Here is a 22,867-nt window from a genome sequence, read left to right as displayed (position 1 = left end):
CCGCCCGCGCGGTCCGGGACACGCGTGAACCGCCGTGGTCCGCTACGGATGCAGGACACGGGAGGGTGTTGACCAGCACCAAGGTCACGGATAACTTCGCTATACGGATTACTGATTCCGTGAAGCGGAAACGCCGGGCGCGGCACCGAGTGTGTGGAGGATGCAGCAATGGGTCAGCAAGAGCAGGTGGCGACGAGCCTCGCCGGCGCGGTCAGCGAGGGCATCAGCGCTTCCCTCGCCCCCGTGGACGCGGAGCTCGACCGCCGCTACCCCGGAGACCCCGGCACCCGCCAGCCCGTCCACACCGTCTACGTCCCCGGCGAGCAGTTCACCGCCGAAACCATTCGCGGCTGGGGCGACCAGGCGCTCGCCATGCTCGACGAGCACGCCCCGGACGCCGCGACCCTCGCCTCGGTGCTCGGCCTGGGCGACGACCTCGCCGACGCCGTCCACACGCGCGTGCGCGCCAAGCTGGAGCGCGAGCCGATCGAAGACCTGCGCATCGACTTCGAGGACGGCTACAAGGGCGCCGACGAGGACCAGGACGCCGCCCGCGCGGCCCGCCTGGTGGCCGAGGCCTACAAGAACGGCACGGCCGCCCCGTACATGGGCATCCGCATGAAGTGCATGGAGGCGGCCGTGCGCGACCGCGCCATCCGCACGCTCGACGTCTTCCTCTCCGGCCTCATGGAAGCGGGCGGCCTGCCCGACGGCCTCGTCCTCACCCTGCCCAAGGTGACCTACCCCGAGCAGGTCACCGCGATGGTGCGCCTCCTGGAGGAGTTCGAGAAGGCACGCGGCCTCGAAGCGGGGCGGATCGGCTTCGAGATACAGATCGAGACCAGCCAGTCCATCCTCGCCACCGACGGCACCGCCACCGTGGCCCGCATGATCCAGGCCGCCGACGGCCGCGCCACCGGCCTGCACTACGGCACCTTCGACTACAGCGCCTGCCTGGGCGTCAGCGCCGCCCACCAGGCCAGCGACCACCCGGCCGCCGACCACGCCAAGGCCGTCATGCAGGTCGCCGCCGCCGGCACCGGGGTGCGGGTGTCCGACGGCTCCACCAACGTCCTGCCCGTCGGCTCCACCGAGCAGATCCACGACGCCTGGCGGCTGCACTACGGCCTCACCCGGCGCGCCCTGGCCCGCGCCTACTACCAGGGCTGGGACATGCACCCCGGCCACATCCCCACGCGCTACGCCGCCGTGTTCGCCTTCTACCGCGAGGGCTTCGAGGCCGCCGCCGCGCGCCTCGCCGCCTACGCCGGTCACCACGCGGGCGGCGCCGTCGCCGACGAGCCCGCCACCGCCAAGGCCCTCGCCGGATACCTGCTGCGCGGCCTGGACTGCGGCGCCCTCGACGCGGGCGAGGTCACCCGCCTCACCGGCCTGACCCTGGCCCGGCTCCAGGGCTTCGCGGGCCCGCGCCGCGGCGACCTGACGGGCAAGTAGACCGCTGCCCCGTACCGCTGACGGCGGAAGCCGACGCCAGACTTCACGATCCGACGCGGAAGGCCGCGGGCCGCGGGTCGGCAGGTGATTCCGGCGGGTGCTTCGCCGTGCCCGCACCCCTCAGCCATGTGAACGAGAAGAGGGCAGCCGCGGCCATGACGACGGCCGCGCCGACGGCCGCGAAGGCCATCCCGTGCGTGAAGGCGTCGCGCGCGGCCGCCAGAACGGCATCGGCGGTCTCGTCGGGCAGTTGGGCCGCGGTGGCCGTCGCGCCGCCCAGCGTTTCCCGTACGGCTTCGGCCTGCGGCACGCCGGAGGGCAGCGCGTCGGCCATGTCCCGGCTGTAGACCGCTGCCCCGATGGAGCCGAGGATCGCCATGCCCAGCGCTCCGCCCAGCTCCTGGCCCGACTCCAGCACGGCCGCGGCCGATCCCGCGCGCTTCGGTGGGGCCGCGCCGAGGGCGAGTTCGTTGGCGAGGGTCATGGCGGCGACCAGGCCGCCCGCGTACAGGGAGGCGCCGACGAGGGTGTACCAGAGTGCCGAGTCGGTGCGTACCTGGCTCAGCCAGAGGAATCCGCAGGCGGAGAGGAGGAAGCCGCCACCCATGACGTACGCGCGGTCCACGCGCTGTGCGAGCACGGCTCCGGCCGGGGCCATGACGGCCACCCCAGCGGCCGGTACCAGGCTCCACAGCGCGGCGTTGAACGGGCTCCGGCCGAGTACGGACTGCAGATACTGGGTGAGGAAGACGGCCATCCCGACCGTGGCGAACATCGCGAGGAGGTTGGCGAACACCGGGCCGCCGAAGTCGCGCCGGCCGAGCAGGCCAAGGTCGATCATCGGATGAGTGAGGCGCTTCTGCCGGCGCACGAAGACGAAGCCGAGCACGAGCCCCACGCTGATGCCGAGAGCGGGCAGCGTCTCGTACCCGTCCCGGGCCGACTCCTTGATGCCGTAGATGACCAAGAGCACAGCGCCGAGGGACAGCGCCGCGCTCAGCAGGTCGAAGCGCCCACGCCTCGCCGCTTTGAACTCCGGCACCAGGAAGGGCACCAGCACGAGCAGCAGCACCATCGCTGGCAGGTTGATCAGGAAGACCGCACCCCACCAGAAGTGCTCCAGCAGCAGACCGCTGACCACGGGCCCCAGTGAGATGCCCGTCGTCATGACAGCGGTCCACAGGGTGACCGCCTTGCCACGCTGCTTCTCGTCGTGGAAGAGGTTGCGGATCAGCGCGAGAGTCGAGGGCATCAGAGCGGCGCCGCCCAGACCCAGCAGTGCCCGTACGGCGATGAGCAGTTCAGCCGTGTGCGCGTACGCGGCGGCGACCGAGGCCGCTCCGAAGACCACCGCTCCCGCGAGCACCAGCGCGCGCCGTCCGATCCGGTCGCCCAGCGCACCCATCGTGATGAGCAGCCCGGCGAGGACGAAGCCGTATATGTCGAGGATCCACAACTGCTGCGTCGCGCTGGGCTCCAGGTCGTGACTGACGTAGGGGATCGCGAAGTACAGGACCGAGACGTCCATCGAGACGAGGAGCAGGGGCAGCATCAGGACGCCGAGGGCGGTCCATTCCTTGCGCCCCGCGCGGGGGCCGGTTGGATTCTCCATGACGGCAGAGAACCGGCAGCGCGGCGTACACCACAAACAGATGCCTAGTGCACTCCGGCACCTCGGGGCGGTGAGCAGCCTGAATGCCGTGTGAGTGCATCTGAATGCCATGTGAGTGCACTAGTACAGTGCACTCATGGCTCTGGAACCGCCCTACCTCCGCATCGCCGGCGACATCCGCCGGCGTATCGCCTCGGGGGAGCTTGCGCCCGGCACCCGAATTCCTTCCACCCGGCGCATCACCCGGGAGTGGGGCGTCGCGATGGCGACCGCCACGAAGGCGCTCGCCACCCTGAACCAGGAAGGTCTGGTGCGGGCCGTGCCCGGCGTCGGCACCGTGGTCGCCGAGCCAGGACGGGAGAGGCCTGCGGCTCCCCGCCACGGACTCACCCGGGACCGCGTCATCCGCGCCGCGATCGCTCTCGTCGACACCGAAGGGCTCGCCGCGCTCTCCATGCGCCGCGTCGCGACCGACTTCGGCGTCTCCACCATGGCGCTCTACCGCCACGTCCCGAGCAAGGGCGAGCTCGTACGGCTGATGTCGGAGGCAGTGTTCGACGGAGAACCACTGGGGCCGCGACCGGCCGGCTGGCGTGCGCGACTGGAACGGGAGGCGCGGTGGTTGTGGGGCCTGTACCAGCGCCATCCCTGGCTGGCGCGAGCCATGGCCGCGCTCACCCGGCCGATGGCCTCGCCCCACGCGATGCGCTACACCGAGCGGGTCCTCAGTGCCCTGACCGGCGTGGGGCTGACACCGACCCAGATCCTCCACGTCCACCTCGCCCTTCTGGGGTACGCCCAGGGCGTCGCGGCGGCCGTCGAGCTGGAGTCGCAAGCCCGGCAGGACACCGGAATGACCCCGGAGGAGTGGATGGCCTCCAACGAACCGCGGCTGGAGACGATCCAGGCCGCCGGGGCCTACCCGGTCCTGTCGACTCTCTTCGCCCAGGAGGAGTTCGACCTCGAACTCGTCACCCTCTTCGAATTCGGGCTCGCGCGGATGCTGGACGGAGTCGAATCGCTCATCGAGAAGACCGGAGGCCAGGACCAATCGGTCCAGACCTGAGTTCGGGCTCAGACACAGCTTCCCCCCCCCGGCCCAAGGGTGGTGACGCCGGCGCTCCCGGGCCCCTCGCTCCCGGCCCCGCGCTCCTCAGCCCGCGGGCGGCAGCTCGCCCGAGCCGCGCTGGATGAGCCGCGTCGGCAGCTCGACCCGCTCCGGAGCCCCGGACGCGCCGTCGAGCTGCCGGAAGAGCCGCTCCGCCGCCGTCCTGCCGAGCTGCGCCGCGTCCTGGGCGACGACACTCACGCCGGGGTCGAGCAGATCCGCGAGCTCGATGTCGTCGAAGCCGACCAGCGCCACGGGGCGGTCGAGAGCGGCCAGGACCCGTACGACCGTCACGGTCACCCGGTTGTTGCCGGCGAAGATCGCCGTCACGGGATCGGGACCGCCCAGCATCTCCTCGGCCGCCGTCCGCACCCGCTCCGGATCGGTCACGCCGAGCGAGACCCACGCCTCGTCGACCGGGATCTCCGCGTCCTCCATCGCGGCACGGTAGCCGCGCAGCCGCTCTATCGCGGTGTGGATGCGCGGCTGGTCACCGATGAAGCCGATGCGGCGGTGCCCGTGCCCGATGAGGTGCGCCACGCCGTCCCGCGCCCCGCCGAAGCTGTCGGAGAGCACCGCGTCGGCGTCGATCTTCCCGGCGGGCCGGTCGACGAAGACGGTCGCGACACCGGCGGCGATCTCCGGCTCCAGGTAGCGGTGGTCGTCACCGGCCGGAATGATCACCAGGCCGTCGACCCGGCGCGCGCAGAGCGCGAGCACCAGCTCCTGCTCGCGGTCCGGGTCCTCCGCGCTCGACCCGTTGATCAGCAACGCCCCGTGCGCCCGCGCGACCTCCTCGACCGCGCGGCTCAGCGGGCCGTAGAACGGGTCGGCGAGGTCCTCCAGGACGAGCCCGATGCTGGCGGTGCGGCCCTTGCGCAGCACGCGCGCGCTGTCGTTGCGCCGGAAGCCGAGGGCCTCGATGGCCTCCTGCACACGGCGTTCGGTGTCGGGGGTGACGCCCGGTTCGCCGTTCACGACGCGGGAGACCGTCTTCAGGCCGACTCCCGCACGTGCGGCGACGTCCTTCATGGTGGGACGGTTGCCGTAGCGGCTGGCGGGTCGTCTGGCGGCGGTCTCTGCCACGGTGCGCTGTCCTGTCCTGTCGTCACTGGGTGGTCCAGGGTGGTCCATGGGTCTTCCATAGGGGTGTGGCGTCGAGCATAGGGCCTGGACAACGTTGTCAGATGCGGGGGAGACTGACCTTCGCACTCTCCGGCCTGCTCATACACAGGAGACCCGACACAGATGCACATGGACCTCGTCGCCGCACTCGACATCGGCGGCACCAAGATCGCCGGCGCCCTGGTGGACCGCAGGGGGCGCATACTGCTGCGCGCCCAGCGGCCGACGCCCGCGCGCGAGGACGGCGACACGGTGATGCGGGCGGTCGAGGAGGTCCTCGGCGAGCTGACCTCCAGCGGGCTGTGGGGCAGAGCTTCCGCCGTCGGCATCGGCAGCGCGGGTCCGGTGGACGCGTCGGCCGGCACGGTCAGCCCCGTCAACGTCCCCGGCTGGCGCGGCTACCCCCTCGTGGAACGGGTCCGCGCGGCGACCGGCGGCCTCCCCGTCGAACTGGTCGGCGACGGCGTGGCCATGACCGCGGCCGAACACTGGCAGGGCGCTGCCCGTGGCCATGACAACGCGCTCTGCCTGGTCGTCTCCACGGGTGTGGGCGGCGGCCTCGTCCTCGGCGGGAAGCTCCACCCCGGGCCCACGGGGAACGCCGGTCACATCGGTCACATCAGCGTCGACCTCGACGGCGACCCCTGCCCGTGCGGTGCCCGCGGCTGCGTCGAACGCATCGCCAGCGGCCCGAACATCGCCCGCCGCGCCGTGGAGGGCGGCTGGCTCCCGGGCCCCGACGGCGACACCTCGGCAGCGGCGGTGGCCGACGCCGCCCGCGCGGGCGACCCGGTGGCCATCGCCTCCTTCGAACGCGCGGCCAAGGCGCTCGCCGCCGGCATCGCCGCCACGGCCACGCTCGTCGAGATCGACATCGCGGTGATCGGCGGGGGAGTGGGCAAGGCGGGCGACGTCCTGTTCACTCCCCTGCGCCGGTCGCTGCGCGAGTACGCCACGCTGTCCTTCGTACGTGACCTCACCGTGGCGCCCGCGCTGATGGGAACGGACGCGGGCCTGGTGGGAGCGGCCGCGGCGGCGCTCAGCGGTGGGGCGAGTGGTGGGGCCAGTGGGGCGAGTGGGGCGAGCGGGGCGACGGAGACGGTGGGGGTGCGGTCCGCGGTGGGAGGCTGACATGTGTGCCCGGGTCACAAATGAGACCCGGGCACACAAGCCACCTGTAACCCAGTCACATCGCAGCCGAAACGCTCAGCAGCTGAGCGTCGCCTCCGCCCAGTCCGCGTGGTCCGAGTCTCCGCCGTCGCCGCCGTCCGTGACGACGAGGCGTACGACCTGTGCGCCGCTCACGTCGGCCGACAGGTCCTGGGCCGGCATGGCGTTGGTGAGGACGCCGGTGGAGGCGACCTTCCTGGTGTCCGCCCAGATCTCGAAGGCGACCGTCCCCCGCGTCAGCTTCTCGTCGTCGACGCCGACGGCGGCCGTGACCTTCTCGCAGGCCGCGCCCGCGTAGTACTCCACGCTGCTCGGCGCGTGGACGCCGAGGCCCTTGGCGTAGGTCGTGCCGCCGATGGTGAGCGGGTTTCCGTCGCCGGCGGCGTTCTCGCCGTTGCTGGTGTTGCGTTCCACGGGGCCCCAGCCGTTGGACGCCGAGATCCACGGCAGGTCGCCGAGCGCGGAGCTGCCCGCGGGAGGTGCGACGACCACGTTCGCCGTCAGCGGCAGTACATGCCCGGCCCGGGTGCCCTGCGGTGAGCGGTAGGTGACCTTCAGGGTCAGGTCGTACGCCCCCGGGGACGTGCCCGCGGGCGCGGTGACGGACCAGGCCGTGGTGAGCTTCTTGCCCGTACGCAGCGAGCCCGCGGTCGTGGACGAGGTGGCCTTCAGGCGCCAGCCGGAGGGTCCGTCGAGCGTGACGGAGACCCGGTGCGCGGAGGTGCGGCCGAGGTTGGTGACCTCGGAGGTGAGCCCCGTCCGCTTGCCGGCCTCCACCATCGCCGCGCCCCGCGCGCCGAGTTCGACGGCCGGCGGCTGCTTCGCCCACTCGCCGTCGGCCGCGACGCGCAGCAGGACGGTGCCGTGCGCGGGCACGGTCGCCGAGATGCGGCCCGCGGTGTTGTAGCTCTTGTGCCGCCACAGATCGCGCAGCGTGTACCCGCCGGCGTCCCGCAGGCCGACCGCCTTCGCGGTGGTGGAGATGGACTGGGCGGTACCGGTCTCGTTGAACAGGGCGACGGCGCGGCTGCCGTCCTTCATCTCCTTGGCCACGACCCAGCGCCCGTCCTGCGACGAGAGCACCTCGCCCTGCCGGCCCAGCGGGTCCTGGTCGACGGCGATGACCTCTTCGTTCCCGAGGATCTCGAAGGTCTCGGGAGAGGCCTTGCGCAGGTCGGAGCCGATGAGCAGGGGCGCGGCCATGATCGACCACATCGAGAAGTGGGTGCGGTACTCGGTGTCGGTCATGCCACCGTTGCCGACCTCCAGCATGTCCGGGTCGTTCCAGCGCCCGGGCCCGGCGTACTTCGCCAGCGGCAGGTTCTGCTTCATGATCGACAGCATGGAGCCCCAGCTGTCGCTGATGTCACCGGTGGTGCGCCACAGGTGCCCGACGTCGGCTGCCCATTCCCAGGGTTTGTTCTCGCCCCACTCGCAGATGCTGTAGACGATGGGCCGTCCGGTGGCCTCGGAGGCGTCCTTCAGCGCGTCGCGCATCGCGATGTACCGCTGCTTGGCGTCGACGCCCTGGTTGTTGCAGTTGTCGTACTTGAGGTAGTCGACGCCCCACTCCGCGAACTGCCCGGCGTCGCTGCGCTCATGGCCGAGCGCGCCGGGGAAGCCCGCGGAGTTGCAGGTCTTGGTGCCCGCGCTGGTGTAGATGCCGAGTTTCAGACCCTTGCTGTGGACGTAGTCGGCGACGGCTTTGATGCCCTGCGGGAAGCGCTTGGGGTCGGGCACCAGCTTGCCGTTCGCGTCACGCTCGGGCAGGGCCCAGCAGTCGTCGAGGTTGACGTATTCGTAGCCCGCTTCCTTCAGGCCCTTCTCGACGAAGATGTCCGCGATTCCCTTGACCATCGCCTCGTCGAACTCGGCTCGGCAGTGCGTGGTATTCCAGTTGTTGAAGCCCATGGGCGGGGTGGCCGCCAGGCCGTCGGGGAGCTTTACGCCCGAGGCGGCGGCGGCCCGCGCCGCGGGGGCGTCGAGGGTGGCGGACCGTTCGCCGCCGTCACGCGCGACGGCGGGAGCGGCGAGCCCGCCCGCACACAGCAACACCGTGGTCAGCGATCCGACCACTCTTCGGCCGGTGGTACGGCATGGGAGATGACGCATCGTTACGTTCCTCCGTACGTACTCAAGGTGACGGTTTGCATGTACGTGTCATGCTGTGCGCGCTTACGGTAGGGCGTGTTGAACTCTGTTGGAAGAGGGGCCGTAACGGTTCGGGCGCCCCGTGCCAAAACCCTTCACGACCGTACCGCCCGGGAGTGAGATCTAGCCCTCGCGTTCGGTTGTGTTCGGTTGCACCCCGAGAAGGGGGACATGGCACAGTCCTCGGGCAGCAAGAAGAACGAAGTCACCATGGGGTCCAACTCCTCGGACGCCGTGCCGAAGAAGGCGTTCCGGGACAGATCTCGCAGTTCCTGGACCGCGATACGAGGCCGGACTTCGCACAGACCGTGATGATCAAGGCGCTCCAGGATTTCATCGGCGACCCGGATGACGTCGACGGCCTGGTCAACAGCATCGAAAGGCAGTCAACGTCATCGTCGGAGTGATCACCGTCGGCGAGGCGAGCCGCATCGGATTCGGCTCGGCCATCGCGGTCGTCCTGCTGATCGTGTCGCTGGGGTTCATCGTGGCGTTCCTGGTCCAAGAAACGCTAGGTGGGACGTCCCGCTCTTCCTGGCCGCCGTCTCGCTGGTCTTTCTCGCGCCCCTGCTGCTCGCCGTCCACGCCTCGCTGCGGCCGTACGAGGAGACGGCGGAGCACGGCTACTTCTCCTGGCCGGACCGGCTCTCCTTCGATTACTACCGCGAGGCCTACACCGAATCCGGTATGGGCGCGTACTTCACCAATACGTTGCTGATCGCCGTGCCCGCGGTGATCGTGACGCTGTTCCTCGCCTCTTTCGTGGCCTTCGCCGTTTCGCGGGTACGCATACGTGGCGGAATGGTCCTGCTGATGCTGTTCACCGCGGGCAATCTGCTGCCGCCGCAGGTCATCGTTGTCCCGCTCTACGCGCTCTTCCTGAAGATCCCGCTGCCCTGGTGGATGTCCGACTCCGTGACGCTCTACGACTCGTTCTGGGCGCTCATCCTCGTCGACGTCGGGTTCCAGATGGGCTTCTGCGCTTCTGCGTATTCGTGCTCCCCAACTTCATGCGCAGTTCTGGCGCATCACGCTGCCGTTGTGTCGTCCCCGCGCTCGCGGCCCTCGCCACGCTCGAATTCACCTGGATCTACAGCGACTTCCTCCCGATCACGTCCTCGCTGAACAATCTCCGCGGTCAGTTCTTCACGGACTACGACCTGCTGGCCGCGGGCTCCGTCCTGGTGGCGCTCCCGACCGTGCTGGTCTTCCTGCTGCTGCGTCCGCCGACGTCAGGCGTCCGTCGAACGCATGTCGTCTGCAACCCCTCGGGCCGCTCCCGAGTCCTTTCCGGGTATCCCGTACGCACCCTGGGGGGAACATGCGCAACCGGCTCCGCGGCATCGCCGCCGCCGTCCTCGTACTCGGCGCGCTCGCCGCCTGCGGCACCACCGAGGGTGATGTCGCCGTCGGCCCCCAGGCGACCGTCTCCGCCGGTGGGTCCGGGAGTGGGGACACGATCAGCCTCACGGGTCTCGAAGGCGGCAGCGGACTCGACGTCACGGTGGTCAAGGTCGCCGACCCCGCGAAGTCCGCCGAGAGGTCCAGCGCCCCCGGGAAGGGCAAACGGTGGCTCGGCATCCAGTTCCGTCTGGTGAACACCGGGACCAAGGCCTACGCCGACAGCCCGCAGAGCGGCGTCCAGGTCGCCGACGCCGACGGACAGTGGTTCCGGACGACGTTCGCCGAGATCACCGCGGGACCGTCCATGTCGGCCGACGTACGGCTGAGGCCCGGGGCCAAGGCGCTCGGCTGGATGGTCGTCGAGGTGCCGGCGGACGTCACGGCGACGGCCGTGCAGTTCACCATGGATTCCGGCATGGCCGACCACACGGGCGAGTGGCAGCTGAGGTAGGGCCGTTCCCGGAGCACCGGACACAGCCGTGCCCCGCCCGCGGAGACCGACGACGCCGGACACAGCCGTGCCCCCGGCGCGCGGCAGGGGGCACGAGAGGGCCGTAGGAGCCGGAAGACCGGCAGGCCGGAGGGGCAGCGTCAGGAGCCGCCGCGCTTCATCGAGCCCCGCACGCCCTTGGCCTTGTCACGGGCGGAGCCCATGGCGTCCTTGGCCTCGCCCTTGGCGCGGTCCGCCTTGCCCTCGGCCGCACGCCGGTCGTCACCGGTCACCTTGCCGGCCATCTCCTTGCCCTTGCCCTTGAGCTTGTCCATGCCACCACGTTCACCCATGACTGCTCCTCTGTTCGCACTGGGTGTTACGTGCTCAACGTAAGACGGCGTGTCGCGGCGCGCGCGTTCAACCGTCACCCTGTGTGACGGGGGCTGTCGCGGGTCGGCGGCGGCGGTCGCTCGCTACTCCTCCTCCGGAGCCAGCAGAGCCGCGCGCAAGGTCGGGGCGGGGGCGAGGACTTCGGTGAGGTGGGTCAGACGCAGCATGCGCAGGGTCAGCGCGTCGGTGCAGACGATGCGCATCGTGCCGCCCCGGGCCGTCACGCGGCGGTGCACCCGCGTCAGCAGTGAGATTCCGGAGCAGTCGAAGAAGCCGACCTCACTGAGGTCGATGATCACGACCGCTTCGGGTCCGGCGGCCACGGCGTCCAGTAGCGGGAACGTGCGCTGATACGTCACGAGGTCGATCTCGCCGTGCAATTCGACGACGATGGCCCGGTCGATTCCGTACACCCGGGGCGGCCGATTCACCTCGCCGCAGGTATATTCGCTCAGTTCGCTCTGCCGCATCCATACCCCCAGTGTCGGCGCCGCTCCGCCCTGGCGAGGGCAGCTCGACGGGAATGCCTCTTCAGGGCACCGGGGACTGGGGCGCCTATCCGGGTGACGCTAGCGGGGACTCGGGTGTTCTGGAGTGCCGGAACGATTCACGAAAGTCCGGTACCACGCGTTGGGGTGAACTTGGCGCCAATCGCTTGACATGGTTTCCGGCTGTCGAGTTGCCCCCCTGTCAGTGCTTGGTTTCCGTGGCAGGGTGTTGCGGGCAAGCCACAGGGGGCCGACGGAAGAGGGGGAACCGTGATCGTCTGGATCAACGGCGCGTTCGGTGCGGGCAAGACCAGTACCGCACGGGAACTGATCGAGCTGATCCCGAACAGCACACTCTTCGACCCCGAGATCATCGGCGGCGCACTGTCGCACTTGCTGCCTGCCAAACACCTGGCGGAAGTCGGCGACTATCAGGACCTGCCGATCTGGCGCCGCCTCGTCGTCGACACGGCGGCCGCGATCCACGCCGAAGTGGGGGGCGTCCTGGTGGTGCCGATGACCCTGCTGCGCCAGGAGTACCGCGACGAGATCTTCGGCGGTCTCGCCTCGCGCAGAATTCCCGTGCGCCACATTCTGCTCGCCCCCGAGGAAACGATCCTGCGGGCGCGGATATCCGGGCGGGCGGTGCCGCCGGACCTGCCCGACGGCGATGTGCGCGTACGGCAGTGGTCGTTCGACCACATCGAGCCCTACCGGGCGGCTCTCGCGGGGTGGCTGGGCGCGGACGCCCACCGCGTCGACACCAGCTCGCTCACGCCCTGGGAGACCGCGGTCCGCCTCGCCGAAGCCGTGCGGAACGGGGACGCGTCCGTCTGCGACATCGTGCAGACGCCGGAGCCCACCGCGGAGACCCTCGCCGCCGGAGTGCTGCTCTTCGACGAGCAGGACCGGGTGCTGCTGGTCGACCCGACGTACAAGGCGGGTTGGGAGTTCCCGGGCGGCGTCGTCGAACCGGGCGAGGCTCCCGCGCGCGCGGGCGTGCGCGAAGTGGCCGAGGAGACCGGCATACAACTGCGCGGAGTGCCCCGCCTGCTCGTCGCCGACTGGGAGCCGCCGCAGCCGCCCGGCTACGGCGGCATGCGGTTCCTCTTCGACGGCGGCAGGCTCGACAGCGCCGACGCCGGCCGCGTCCTGCTGCCGGGCCCCGAGCTCCGCGGCTGCCGCTTCGTCACCGAGGGGGAAGCCGCCGACCTGCTGCCCTCGGTCCGCTACGAACGGCTCCGCTGGGCCCTGCGGGCACGCGAACGCGGCGCGCCGCTGTACCTGGAGGCGGGCATCCCGCTCGGCTGACGGCGGGGCGCCCCCGGCCGGCCCCGCCCCCGGCCCCGGGACGTCAGCTCGCCGCGTACTTCCGCAGGAACAGCGCCTCGGCCACGGAGAGCCGCTCCAACTCCTGGGGAGACACGCTTTCGTTGGCCGCGTGGATCTGCGCCTCCGGCTCGCTCAGGCCGATCAGCAGGACCTCCGCCCGCGGGTAGAGCGTGGAGAGGGTGTTGCACAGCGGGATCGAGCCGCCCTGGCCCGCGTACTGCATCTCCTGGCCCGGGTAGGCCTCACTCATCGCCTCGGCCATCGCCGCGTAGGCCGGGCTCGTCGTGTCGGCGCGGAACGGCTGGCCCTGCCCGATCTGCTCCGTGCGCACCCGCGCGCCCCACGGCGTGTGCGACTCGATGTGCGCCTGGAGCAGCTTCGTCGCCTCAGCGGCGTCGACGCCCGGCGGCACCCGCAGGCTGATCAGCGCCCGCGCGCCCGCCTGCACGGAGGGCGTCGCGCCGATCACCGGCGGGCAGTCGATGCCGAGGACGGTGACGGCGGGGCGCGCCCAGATCCGGTCGGCGACCGTGCCGCCACCGATCAGGCCGACACCGTCGAGGACCTTGGCGTCCTTGCGGAAATCGTCCTCTTCGTACTGAAGACCGTCCCAGACTGCGTCACCCGTGAGGCCGTCGACCGTCGTCGAGCCGTCCTCGGCGCGCAGCGAGTCCAGGGCCCGCACCAGCGCCGCGAGCGCGTCGGGAGCGGCACCGCCGAACTGGCCCGAGTGCAGGTTGCCCTCAAGCGTGTCGACCGTGACGCGTACGAGAGTCATGCCGCGCAGCGTCGACGTCACCGTCGGCAGGCCGACCCGGAAGTTGCCCGCGTCACCGATGACGATCGTGTCGGCGGCGAGGAGCTCGGGGTGGTCCTCCGCGTACCGCTCAAGACCGCCGGTGCCCTGCTCCTCGGAGCCCTCGGCGATGACCTTGACGCTCACCGGGACGCCGCCGTTCGCCTTCAGGGCGCGCAGCGCGAGCAGGTGCATGATGACGCCGCCCTTGCAGTCGGCGCTGCCACGGCCGTACCAACGGCCGTCCCGCTCGGTCAGCTCGAACGGCGGAGTGACCCACGCGGCCTCGTCCAGCGGCGGCTGCACGTCGTAGTGCGCGTAGAGCAGGACCGTCGGGGCGCCCTCGGGGCCCGGCAGGAAGCCGTACACCGACTGCGTGCCGTCCGGGGTGTCGAGCAGCGCGACGTCCCGGAAACCCTCGGCGCGCAGCGCGTCGGCCACCCAGTTCGCGGCGGCCTCGCTCTCGCTCCGCGGGAACTGGCCGAAGTCCGCCACCGACTTGAAGGCCACCAGTTCGGTGAGCTCCGCCTTCGCCTTCGGCATGAGTGAGGCGATGGTCTCGGCGATCGGATCCCGCGACATGGGCACGCTCCTCGTAGGTGCGACGTTGTACGTGTGGGTATATGTGATCCTCCCACAAGAGGGACCCGGAAGCCTCCGCCGTAGGATGCCTGGGGAAAGCGCGGCCAACAGCGGGATCAGGAGCGGTAGACCAACGTGAGCAGCGAGAACTCAGCGGACGACGCCCGGCACGTGTGGGACGTCGTCGTGGTCGGAGCCGGCCCCGCCGGAGCCTCGGCGGCGTATGCGGCGGCCGTCGCGGGACGCAGCGTGCTGCTCCTGGAGAAGGCCGACCTGCCGAGGTACAAGACATGTGGCGGCGGCATCATCGGCCCCTCGCGCGACTCCCTGCCGCCCGGCTTCGAGCTGCCCTTCCGCGACCGGGTGCACGCGGTGACGTTCTCCCTCGACGGCAAGTTCACGCGCACCCGCCGCTCCCGTCAGATGCTCTTCGGGCTCATCAACCGCCCCGAGTTCGACCAGCAGCTCGTCGAGCACGCGCAGAAGGCGGGCGCCGAGCTGCGCACCGGCGCCACCGTCGCGCGCGTGGAGCAGCACGGGCCCGACGTGCCCGACCGGCGCACCGCCGCCGTCGTGCTCCAGGGCGGCGAGACCGTCCTGGCCCGTGCCGTGGTCGGCGCCGACGGCAGCGCGAGCCGTATAGGGGCCCATGTCGGCGTCAAGCTGGACCAGGTCGACCTCGGCCTGGAGGCGGAGATCCCGGTGCCCGCGACCGTCGCGGAGGACTGGGCGGGCCGCGTGCTCATCGACTGGGGCCCGATGCCGGGCAGTTACGGCTGGGTCTTCCCCAAGGGCGACACCCTCACCGTCGGCGTGATCTCCGCGCGCGGAGAAGGCGCCGCCACCAAGCGGTACTTGGAGGACTTCATCGCCCGGCTCGGCCTCGCGGGATTCGAGCCCAGCATCTCCTCCGGACACCTCACCCGCTGCCGCAGCGACGACTCGCCGCTCTCGCGCGGCCGGGTCCTGGTCTGCGGCGACGCGGCCGGACTCCTCGAACCGTGGACCCGTGAGGGCATCTCCTTCGCGCTGCGCTCCGGGCGGCTCGCGGGGGAGTGGGCGGTCCGCATCGCCGAGGCGCACGACGCGGTGGACGCCCGCCGCCAGGCGTTGAACTACGCGTTCGCCATCAAGGCGGGCCTCGGCGTGGAGATGAGCGTCGGGCGCCGCATGCTCAAGGTCTTCGAGCGCCGCCCCGGCGTCCTGCACACGGTGCTCACCGGCTTCCGCCCCGCGTGGAACGCCTTCGCGAGGATCACCCGCGGCTCGACGACCCTGGGCGAGCTGGTGCGGACGCATCCGCTGGCGGGCCGGGCGCTGAACTCCCTGGACCGCTAGCGGGTCCCGGCCACCGGGCCCCGGCGGAAGGCAGACGGCTACTCCCGCGGGAGTACGCGTGATCACCTCGCCCGGCGGACGCCGCCGGCGCGCCCCGCGGTCTAGCGTGACCGCCATGGACGAACAGCGCGAAAGCGGACCCGGCGGTCCGTTCCCCGCCCGGGGAGGACCATGGCGGCAGGGCCCGCCCTGGTGGAACCACGGGCCGCGGGACGGCACAGGGCGCCGGCTGCCCTGGCTGACGACGCTGGCGCTCACCGCGTTCGTCCAGATCGGCTCCGGCTTCGCCGCGCACGGCCAGCCCGACCGGGAGCAGCTGACCCCCCTGGCCAGGGTGCTGCTGCTCCTCGCCACGGCCGTGCTGCTGTTCCGCCACCGCCACCCGGCCGCCGTCGCGTCCATCACCGCCGGGCTCACGCTGGTCTACCTCGGCGCCGGTTTCCCGTACGGCCCCGTGCTCCTCGCCGTCGCCGTGGCCTGCTTCGCGGCGGTCGTCGCGGGGCACCGGTGCGCGGCATGGGGAGCCGTCGGCGCGCTCTGGGCCGGGCATCTGATCCTCGCGCACTGGCTCTACCGGTGGCTGCCGCCCGGCGACGACGGGGCCCGCTCCTGGAACCAGGAGGTCGTGGTCGCCGTCTGGGTCGTCGCGATCGTGGCCGTCTCCGAACTCGGCCGCGTACGCCGTGAACAGTGGGCCAAGGAGCGTGCCGAGCGGGCGCGGGCCGCCGAGCGGCGTGCGGACGAGGAGCGGCTGCGCATGGCGCGCGAGCTGCACGACGTCCTCGCGCACAGCATCTCCGTCATCAATGTCCAGGCCGGCGTCGGCCTCGCCCTGCTCGACTCCGACCCCGAGCAGGCCCGCACCGCCCTGACCACGATCAAAGCCGCCAGCAAGGAGGCGCTGGGCGAGGTGCGCCAGGTCCTGACCACCCTGCGCGCACCGGGTGAGGCGCCGCGCGCCCCGGCCCCCGGCCTCGACCGGCTCCCCGAACTCGTCGAGCAGGCGGAAAGCGCGGGCCTGACCGTGGACGTCACCACCGAGGGCGCCCCCGCCAAGCTGCCGCCGGGCATGGACCTGGCCGCGTTCCGCATCGTCCAGGAGGCGTTGACCAACGTCGTACGGCACTCCGGTTCACGCCACGCGCGCGTGCTGGTGCGCCACGCGGGGGCCGCGCTCACCCTGCGGGTCGACGACGACGGGCCCGCCACGGGTGCCGAAGCGGGCGGCAGCGGCAACGGACTTGCCGGGATGCGGGAGCGGGCCGCGGCCCTCGGTGGCACGATCGAGGCGGGCCCGCGCCAGGACGGCGGCTTCCGGGTCACCGCTGTGCTGCCACTGCCTCCGGGCCGGGGCGCGAAGACCCGTACCGCATCCCGGGAGGACCAGTGATCCGCGTACTGCTCGCCGATGACCAGTCGCTGGTCAGAGCCGGATTCAAGGCGCTCCTCGACGCGCAGCCGGACATCGGGGTGGTGGGCGAGGCCGCGGATGGCGAGGAAGCGGTGCGGACGGTGCGCGAGCTGCGTCCGGACGTGGTCCTCATGGACATCCGTATGCCGGTGCTCGACGGACTCGCCGCGACGCGCCGGATCACCGGGGAGCCCGGCCTCGACGCCGTGAAGGTCGTCATGCTGACCACCTTCGAACTCGACGAGTACGTCTTCGAGGCGCTCCGCGCCGGGGCGTCCGGGTTCCTGGTCAAGGACACCGAGCCGGACGAACTGCTGCGCGCGGTGCGGGCGGTGGTCGAGGGCGACGCGCTGCTCTCGCCCGGCGTGACCCGCCGGCTGATCGCCGAGTTCGCCGCCCGCTCCAAGGAACCGGCCGCCGCCGACGCCCTCGCCGCGCTCACCGAGCGGGAGCGTGAGGTGATGGCGCTGGTCGGCATCGGCCTCTCCAACGAGGAGATCGCACGCCGCCTGGTCGTCAGCCCCCTCACCGCCAAGACCCATGTGAGCCGCACCATGGTGAAGCTGGCCGCCCGTGACCGCGCCCAGCTCGTCGTCCTCGCCTACGAGTCGGGCCTGGTCCGGCCGGGCTGGCTGGGCTGAGCCGGCGCGGGAGCGGTGAGTTCATGCGTGGCGAGAGGTCATGCGTACGCATTTACTGCACGTGCATTTGATTCCGATGCAATAAACGGCGTCTTCTCTGCTACCGTGCGATGTCATGGCGGCGAAAACGGCCGAGCAGGGGCTCGTGGACCAGTGGCGCGACATCCTCGCGGTGCACGCGCGCACCCTGTGCGAGCTCGACCGCGAGCTGCATCCGCACGGCCTCGGGGCGAGCGACTTCGAGGTGCTCGACGTCCTCGCCGAGGGCTCGTCGGACGACGGCGGCTGCTCGTTCCGCGTGCAGGAGATCGCCTCCCAGATGCACCTCAGTCAGAGCGCGCTCTCCCGTCTCATCGGACGCCTGGACAAGGACGGCCTGGTGGAGCGCTGCATGTGCAGTGAGGACCGCCGGGGCGTACGGGTCTCCCTCACCGACAAGGGGCGCGCGCTCCACCGCGAGGTGCGGCCGTTGCAGCGGGCGGTCCTGAAGCGCATGCTCACCACCGGCGCCCCGGCGGTCTGAGCCCCCGGGGCTCACCGCATCACGATGGCCGACTTCTCCCGCCACAGCGCGGCGAGCGAGGGGTCGCCGGACACCTCGGGGAAGGGCAGCCGGTTCCACAGCGCGAGATAGAGCCGGGCCGCCTGCCCCGACACCTCGCAGTCGGCGTCGGCCGTCGCGCCGCGCTCCGTCACGGGCGGGCCCTCGGAGAGCCGTACGGTCCAGGTCCACTCGGCGGGCGCGTCCGTGGCCCGCACCCTCAGCACCCGTGGCCCGGCGGTGCGGACCCGGCTCTTCTCCCGGCTGTGCAAGCCGAGCAGCAGTTCCTCGATCCCGTCCACGGCGAACTCCGCGTCGATCGGCGACACCCTGTCGCCGCACGCGGACTCGGCGTCCGTCCGGTGCACCGTCGTCTCGTGCGCCTGCCGCCGGGCCCAGAAGGCGAGGGGTGAGGGGGCGGGCAGGAAGGTCCAGCACTCGGCGTCGGGCGGCGTGGCGGTGAGTGTGTCGACCAGCGCGGCGTGCCCCTCGCGGAACCAGCCGAGCAGTTCGGCGCCGTCCAGCTCGGGCAGCTCGCCGCCGAGCCGGAACTCGGTGCGCCGCTCGGCGATGAACGCGGTGGCCCAGCGGTGCACCATGCCGGTGTGCCGCACCAGGTCCCGCACCTCCCAGTCCGGGCAGGCGGGCACCTTGGCCCCGGTCCCTGCCTTCTCGGCCGCCCGGGCCAGCAGAAGGCCCTCGTCGCCGACTGCGCGTATGTAACGGGAAACGTCCATGCGGGGATTGTGTCGGACGGCGGGGACGCGGATCCCGGTATCGAACGATGTCGTCACCGTCGTCACGGTCATGGCTGTCATCACCGTCGTCGCTGTCCTCACCGTCATCGCTGTCATCACCGTCGTGCAACGCCTTCAACCCGCCGCTCCCGGCCCGTGGCGGGGCGCGGTCGTCAGTGGCGGCGCGTCGTGAAGCCGATCGCGGCGGCGATCGCGGCCAGGGCGGCCACGCTCGTGAGCGCCGTCGGCAGGGTGAACCAGTCCGCCATGAAACCGATGGCCGGCGGGCCGAGCAGCATGCCGCCGTAGCCGAGCGTGGACGCGGTCGCCACGCCGCTGGGCCCGGCCAGCGCGCCGGCCCGTTCGATGGCCACGGGGAAGATGTTGGCCAGTCCGAGCCCGGTGACCGCGAAGCCGAGGAGCGCCGCCCAGACGGCGGGGGCGAGCGCCCCGAGCAGCATGCCTGCGGCGGCCGTGACGCCGCCCGCCACGAGCACGCGGGTCTGGCCGAGCCGTTCGAGCAGGACGGTTCCGCTGAGGCGGCCCACCGTCATCGCCAGGGCGAAGCACGAGTAGCCCGCGGCGGCGACCCCGGGGTGGGCGGCCAGATCCTCTTCGAGGTGGAGCGCGCCCCAGTCGGCGAGCGCCCCCTCTCCGTACGCCGTGCACAGGGCGATGAGCCCGAAGACGATGACAAGGCCGCGGGTACGGGCGTCGAGGCGGCGCGGGGCGCTGCCCTTGGACCGGGCGTCGTTCGGCGGGGCCGGGGGCTCGATCCGCAGCAGGGCGCGCCCCGCGACGGCGGTGACGACCAGGCCGGTCACCGTGAGGCCGAGGAGGTGGCGGGTGGGGGAGAGCGACCCCGCGATGAGGCCGCCGACGCCGGCGCCGACCATGCCGCCCAGGCTGAACGCCGCGTGGAAGCTGGGCATGATCGGCCGGCGCAGCGCGGCCACGAGGTCGACGGCGGCGCTGTTGAACGCCACGTTGATGCCGCCGTACGCGGCGCCGAAGACCAGGAGCACCGCGGCCAGCGCTGCCGGGGAGTGGGTCAGCGGCGGTAGCGCCACGCTCAGCGAGAGCAGTACGCCGCAGACCACGGTGACCCGGTGGCTGCCGAAGCGGCGGCAGAGCCGTCCGGTCAGCATCATCGTGATCACCGCCCCGGCCGAGACGCCGAGCAGCGCGAGCCCGAGCGTGCCGGTCGACGCGCCCGTCTGTTCCTTGATGGCGGGGATGCGGACGACCCATCCGGCGAAGATGAAGCCGTCGAGCGCGAAGAAGACGGTGAGCACGATCCGCAGGCGGCGGAGGTCGGGGACAGCGGGCCGCGACGCTGCGGTCCCTAGTTTGTTTAGTAGCGGCACAAAGTGAGGGTAGAGTGCGGATGCCCGACGGAGCAAGGCGTTACGGGCGCCGGATCGGGGCGTACGGGCCGCGGAGCGAGGCGGACGGGTCCCAGGGCTAGGCGTACCTGCCGTGGAGTAAGACCTGCCGGTCGCGGGAGCGGTGCGCGGCAGTGGTGGTTCCCTGGGAGGAACGAGCGGATGACGTCCGAACGGCCTGGCCATGTACGGACCATGGGAGACTCCCCCTCATGAACGGCAAGGCTGACCCCCGCGCCGAGGGGGAAGTGACCACCCGCACCCGCCTGGAGCGAGGCCGCGGCGCGCTGGGACCCGCGCTCGAACTGGTGCACACCGGGCGCGCCCCCACGCGCGCCGTGCTCACCGCGGAGCTGGGCGTCACGCGCGCCACCGCGGGTGCCGTGGCCGCCGAGCTGGAGGCGCTCGGCCTGATCCGGATCGACGCGAAGCCGAGCGCTGCGGCAGGGTCGCAGGGCAGGCCGTCGCACCGCCTCTCCGTCGCGGAGGACGGCCCCGTGGTGCTCGCCGCGCAGGTGCACGCCGACGGCTTCCGGGCCGCTCTGGTCGGCCTCGGCGGGCGCATCGTGGCGACCGCGCCCGGCTGCGAGACCATCGACGCCGACCCCGCCCAGGTCCTCGGCTCCGTCGTCGAGGCGGGCGCACGGCTGCTGCGGGAGACCGGAAGGCGCTGCGTGGGGGCGGGCCTGGCCGCGCCGTCCGCCGTCGCCGAGCCGGAGGGCACCGCGCTGAACCCGCTGCACCTGGCGTGGCCCGCGGGCGCCCAGGTACGGCAGATCTTCACCGACTGCGTACGCGACGCGAAGATCGCGGGCCCCGCCTTCGCCGCCAACGACGTGAACCTCGCCGCGCTCGCGGAGCACCGCCACGGCGCGGGCCGCGGCGCGCGGGACCTGCTCTGTGTGGCGACAGGACACCGCGGTGTCGGCGGCGCGCTCGTCCTGGACGGCCGTCTGCACACCGGGAGTTCAGGCCTCGCCCTGGAGGTCGGCCACCTCACGGTGAACCCCGAGGGCCGGCCCTGTTACTGCGGCAGCCGCGGCTGTCTCGACGTCGAGACCGACCCGCTGGCATTCCTGACGGAGGCGGGCCGCGAACCCGGCCCCGAGGGGCTGCTCGTACAGGCCCGTGAACTGCTGCGTGACGCCTACGGCGACCCTGCCGTGCGCACCGCAGCCGAAGCGCTGATCGACCGGCTCGGCCTCGGGCTCGCGGGCCTGGTCAACATCCTCAACCCGGACCGCATCATCCTGGGCGGCCTGCACCGCGCACTCCTGGAGGCGGACCCCGAGCGGCTGCGTGCCGTCGTCGCGGACCGGAGCCTGTGGGGACAGAGCGGCGGCGTACCGATCCTGGCCTGCACGCTGGACCACAACAGCCTGGTGGGCGCCGCCGAGCTGGCCTGGCAGCCGGTGCTCGACGACCCCCTGGGCGCGCTCGGCTAGACGACCCCTTGGGCGCCCTCGGCTACAGGGTTCCCGCGAGGTCCGGCGCGGTTTTCCGCTCGGCGGCCGGCTCCGGCTCTGGCTCCGACTCCGACTTCGACTCTGGCTCCGGCTCACGCGCCGTCCCGGCCTCGCCACCGGCCCGGCGGCGGCGCAGCACGTCCGGCACCAGTGTGACCAGCCCGAGCAGGGCGAGGCCCGCGCCGATCCACAGCGGTGCCCGCAGCCCGAAGGCGTCGATGGCCGGGCCGCCGACGGAGGTGGCGATGATGATGCCGAGCGTGATGAACGACGAGTGGACGGTGTTGACCAGCGGCCGCGCGTTGCCGACGCGCTGGACGCGGGTCACCAGGGCCGGGTTCATCGTCACCCCGACCAGGCCGATGCCCATCATCAACACCACGGCGGGCACGGAGAGTTGGGCGAAGAGCGCGAAACCGGTGAGGAAGGCCAGGTTCAGCGCGAGCCCGATCAGCAGCACCGGGATCGTACGACGGTCGGCGAACCGCCCCACGACCGTGTTGCCGACGACGGTGGCCGCCCCGTACGCGATGAGAAGCAGCGGCACGGTTCCTGTCGCGAAGCCGGTGATCTCGGTGAGGATCGGGTTCAGGTAGCTGAAGGCGGAGAAGGTGGCGCCGATGACGAAGGTGCTGGTGGTGAGCGTGAACCAGAGCCGCGGGTTGCGGAAGGCGCCCAGTTCCTGCCGGAGGCCACCGCTCTCCTCGGCGCCGCCGTCGGCGCCCGGCACTCCGGCGAGCGTGGCCAGGGCGGCGAGCACCGTCAGTGCCGTGATGGCCCAGAACGCCGCGCGCCAGCCCAGGTGTTCACCGATGACGGTGGAGAGCGGCAGGCCGAGCAGCGTGCCGAGCATCAGCCCGTTGAGGGCCACGGCGACGGCACGGCCACGCACCGCGGGCCCGGTGATGCGGAAGACCAGCGAGAGGGAGACGCCGAAGAAGGCCTGTGACGCGATGCCGGTGACCACGCGGGCCACCAGCATGGTGCGGTAGTCGGGCGCGAGGGCGGCGAGCACGTTGCCCGCGGGGAAGATGCCGAAGAGCAGCATCAGCGCACTCTTCTGACGCAACCTCAGGAGAGCGACGGTGAGGAAGGGGCCGCCGAAGGCCATGGCGGCTGCGAAGGCGGTGATGAGGTAGCCGATCTCGGGAATCGTGGCGTCGAGGCCGTCGGCCATCTGGGGCATGAGACCTGCGACGACGAATTCGCTGGTCACCATGGTGAAGATGCCGAGGGCCAGTACGTATACGGCGCGGGGCATGGCGTCGTACTCCTGTCAGGTGGTGGGACCGAGGCTGGTCT

At 71.8% G+C, this 22,867-nt stretch carries 21 protein-coding genes and 2 pseudogenes; 14 read left to right on the top strand and 9 right to left on the bottom strand.

What is annotated here, in order from left to right; all coding sequences use genetic code 11:
- Window positions 1-168 precede the first annotated feature (168 nt).
- Entirely contained in the window at window positions 169-1,455 is a 1,287-nt protein-coding gene (locus tag ACZ6JY_RS16800; protein WP_469196652.1) for a DUF6986 family protein, read from the top strand.
- Window positions 1,456-1,498: 43 nt separating this feature from the next.
- Here the strand turns inward: ACZ6JY_RS16800 and ACZ6JY_RS16795 are convergent, their stop codons facing one another.
- The gene (locus ACZ6JY_RS16795) at window positions 1,499-3,067 is read right to left on the bottom strand and encodes an MFS transporter (RefSeq protein ID WP_469196649.1); all 1,569 of its coding nucleotides are present in this window, start codon (window positions 3,065-3,067) and stop codon (window positions 1,499-1,501) included.
- 136 nt (window positions 3,068-3,203) lie between these two features.
- On the opposite strand from ACZ6JY_RS16795, the gene ACZ6JY_RS16790 reads away from it, so the two are divergent.
- Window positions 3,204-4,133 carry a TetR/AcrR family transcriptional regulator C-terminal domain-containing protein gene (locus tag ACZ6JY_RS16790; RefSeq protein ID WP_469196648.1) on the top strand — a complete coding sequence of 310 codons (930 nt, stop codon included), beginning with the start codon at window positions 3,204-3,206 and terminating at the stop codon, window positions 4,131-4,133.
- 87 nt (window positions 4,134-4,220) lie between these two features.
- Here ACZ6JY_RS16790 and ACZ6JY_RS16785 read toward each other — a convergent pair whose 3' ends face one another.
- Window positions 4,221-5,309 carry a LacI family DNA-binding transcriptional regulator gene (locus tag ACZ6JY_RS16785; protein ID WP_469196646.1) on the bottom strand — a complete coding sequence of 363 codons (1,089 nt, stop codon included), beginning with the start codon at window positions 5,307-5,309 and terminating at the stop codon, window positions 4,221-4,223.
- 114 nt (window positions 5,310-5,423) lie between these two features.
- Here ACZ6JY_RS16785 and ACZ6JY_RS16780 point away from each other — a divergent pair, with 114 nt between their 5' ends.
- Window positions 5,424-6,431, top strand: coding sequence for an ROK family protein (locus ACZ6JY_RS16780; protein ID WP_469196644.1), 1,008 nt, complete (start codon window positions 5,424-5,426; stop codon window positions 6,429-6,431).
- A gap of 75 nt (window positions 6,432-6,506) precedes the next feature.
- On the opposite strand, the gene ACZ6JY_RS16775 is transcribed toward ACZ6JY_RS16780, so the two are convergent.
- Window positions 6,507-8,582, bottom strand: a complete 2,076-nt coding sequence (locus tag ACZ6JY_RS16775; protein WP_469196641.1) for an NPCBM/NEW2 domain-containing protein — start codon at window positions 8,580-8,582, stop codon at window positions 6,507-6,509.
- Between the two features lie 210 nt (window positions 8,583-8,792).
- Between ACZ6JY_RS16775 and ACZ6JY_RS16770 the strand changes: the two genes are divergently transcribed.
- The 4 genes and pseudogenes from ACZ6JY_RS16770 (at window position 8,793) to ACZ6JY_RS16755 (ending at window position 10,476) form a co-directional block, all read left to right on the top strand.
- A complete protein-coding gene (locus tag ACZ6JY_RS16770) occupies window positions 8,793-8,933 on the top strand; it encodes a hypothetical protein (protein ID WP_469196968.1) in 141 nt (46 codons plus the stop codon).
- A gap of 100 nt (window positions 8,934-9,033) precedes the next feature.
- Window positions 9,034-9,150, top strand: a pseudogene (locus tag ACZ6JY_RS16765) (sugar ABC transporter permease); the annotation flags it as partial.
- A 5-nt stretch (window positions 9,151-9,155) separates the two neighbouring features.
- A pseudogene (locus tag ACZ6JY_RS16760) lies at window positions 9,156-9,844 on the top strand (carbohydrate ABC transporter permease); the annotation flags it as partial.
- 98 nt (window positions 9,845-9,942) lie between these two features.
- Entirely contained in the window at window positions 9,943-10,476 is a 534-nt protein-coding gene (locus ACZ6JY_RS16755; protein ID WP_469196640.1) for a DUF4352 domain-containing protein, read from the top strand.
- Window positions 10,477-10,616: 140 nt separating this feature from the next.
- On the opposite strand, the gene ACZ6JY_RS16750 is transcribed toward ACZ6JY_RS16755, so the two are convergent.
- Entirely contained in the window at window positions 10,617-10,808 is a 192-nt protein-coding gene (locus ACZ6JY_RS16750; protein WP_469196638.1) for a CsbD family protein, read from the bottom strand.
- A 123-nt stretch (window positions 10,809-10,931) separates the two neighbouring features.
- Window positions 10,932-11,318 (bottom strand): STAS domain-containing protein, encoded by a 387-nt coding sequence (locus ACZ6JY_RS16745; protein WP_469196636.1) that lies wholly within the window; start codon window positions 11,316-11,318, stop codon window positions 10,932-10,934.
- Window positions 11,319-11,606: 288 nt separating this feature from the next.
- Here ACZ6JY_RS16745 and ACZ6JY_RS16740 point away from each other — a divergent pair, with 288 nt between their 5' ends.
- Window positions 11,607-12,647, top strand: a complete 1,041-nt coding sequence (locus ACZ6JY_RS16740; RefSeq protein ID WP_469196634.1) for an NUDIX hydrolase — start codon at window positions 11,607-11,609, stop codon at window positions 12,645-12,647.
- A 43-nt stretch (window positions 12,648-12,690) separates the two neighbouring features.
- On the opposite strand, the gene ACZ6JY_RS16735 is transcribed toward ACZ6JY_RS16740, so the two are convergent.
- Complete coding sequence (locus tag ACZ6JY_RS16735; protein ID WP_469196632.1) at window positions 12,691-14,046, bottom strand: M20/M25/M40 family metallo-hydrolase; 1,356 nt, start codon at window positions 14,044-14,046, stop codon at window positions 12,691-12,693.
- Window positions 14,047-14,181: 135 nt separating this feature from the next.
- On the opposite strand from ACZ6JY_RS16735, the gene ACZ6JY_RS16730 reads away from it, so the two are divergent.
- The 4 genes from ACZ6JY_RS16730 (at window position 14,182) to ACZ6JY_RS16715 (ending at window position 17,959) form a co-directional block, all read left to right on the top strand.
- Complete coding sequence (locus tag ACZ6JY_RS16730; RefSeq protein ID WP_469196630.1) at window positions 14,182-15,384, top strand: geranylgeranyl reductase family protein; 1,203 nt, start codon at window positions 14,182-14,184, stop codon at window positions 15,382-15,384.
- Between the two features lie 115 nt (window positions 15,385-15,499).
- The gene (locus ACZ6JY_RS16725) at window positions 15,500-16,774 is read left to right on the top strand and encodes a sensor histidine kinase (RefSeq protein ID WP_469196628.1); all 1,275 of its coding nucleotides are present in this window, start codon (window positions 15,500-15,502) and stop codon (window positions 16,772-16,774) included.
- Complete coding sequence (locus ACZ6JY_RS16720; protein WP_469196626.1) at window positions 16,771-17,436, top strand: response regulator transcription factor; 666 nt, start codon at window positions 16,771-16,773, stop codon at window positions 17,434-17,436. The genes ACZ6JY_RS16725 and ACZ6JY_RS16720 overlap by 4 nt, the downstream gene beginning before the upstream one ends.
- Before the next feature lie 115 nt (window positions 17,437-17,551).
- Complete coding sequence (locus tag ACZ6JY_RS16715) at window positions 17,552-17,959, top strand: MarR family winged helix-turn-helix transcriptional regulator (protein WP_469196624.1); 408 nt, start codon at window positions 17,552-17,554, stop codon at window positions 17,957-17,959.
- Window positions 17,960-17,970: 11 nt separating this feature from the next.
- On the opposite strand, the gene ACZ6JY_RS16710 is transcribed toward ACZ6JY_RS16715, so the two are convergent.
- Window positions 17,971-18,714, bottom strand: coding sequence for a maleylpyruvate isomerase family mycothiol-dependent enzyme (locus ACZ6JY_RS16710; protein ID WP_469196622.1), 744 nt, complete (start codon window positions 18,712-18,714; stop codon window positions 17,971-17,973).
- A 70-nt stretch (window positions 18,715-18,784) separates the two neighbouring features.
- Here ACZ6JY_RS16710 and ACZ6JY_RS16705 point away from each other — a divergent pair, with 70 nt between their 5' ends.
- The gene (locus ACZ6JY_RS16705; protein ID WP_469196619.1) at window positions 18,785-18,907 is read left to right on the top strand and encodes a hypothetical protein; all 123 of its coding nucleotides are present in this window, start codon (window positions 18,785-18,787) and stop codon (window positions 18,905-18,907) included.
- Here the strand turns inward: ACZ6JY_RS16705 and ACZ6JY_RS16700 are convergent.
- Complete coding sequence (locus ACZ6JY_RS16700) at window positions 18,888-20,081, bottom strand: MFS transporter (RefSeq protein WP_469196617.1); 1,194 nt, start codon at window positions 20,079-20,081, stop codon at window positions 18,888-18,890. The genes ACZ6JY_RS16705 and ACZ6JY_RS16700 overlap by 20 nt on opposite strands.
- 230 nt (window positions 20,082-20,311) lie before the next feature.
- Between ACZ6JY_RS16700 and ACZ6JY_RS16695 the strand changes: the two genes are divergently transcribed.
- On the top strand, window positions 20,312-21,544 hold the full coding sequence (locus ACZ6JY_RS16695; RefSeq protein WP_469196615.1) for an ROK family protein: 1,233 nt from the start codon (window positions 20,312-20,314) through the stop codon (window positions 21,542-21,544).
- 22 nt (window positions 21,545-21,566) lie between these two features.
- Here ACZ6JY_RS16695 and ACZ6JY_RS16690 read toward each other — a convergent pair whose 3' ends face one another.
- Window positions 21,567-22,826: an MFS transporter gene (locus ACZ6JY_RS16690; RefSeq protein WP_469196613.1), complete on the bottom strand. Its 1,260-nt coding sequence runs from the start codon at window positions 22,824-22,826 to the stop codon at window positions 21,567-21,569.
- Window positions 22,827-22,867 lie beyond the last annotated feature (41 nt).

The sequence above is a fragment of the Streptomyces sp. NPDC046335 genome (assembly GCF_055587985.1).
Note: the sequence above shows the minus strand (reverse complement) of the source record. Positions and strands in the feature narration are given on the sequence as shown.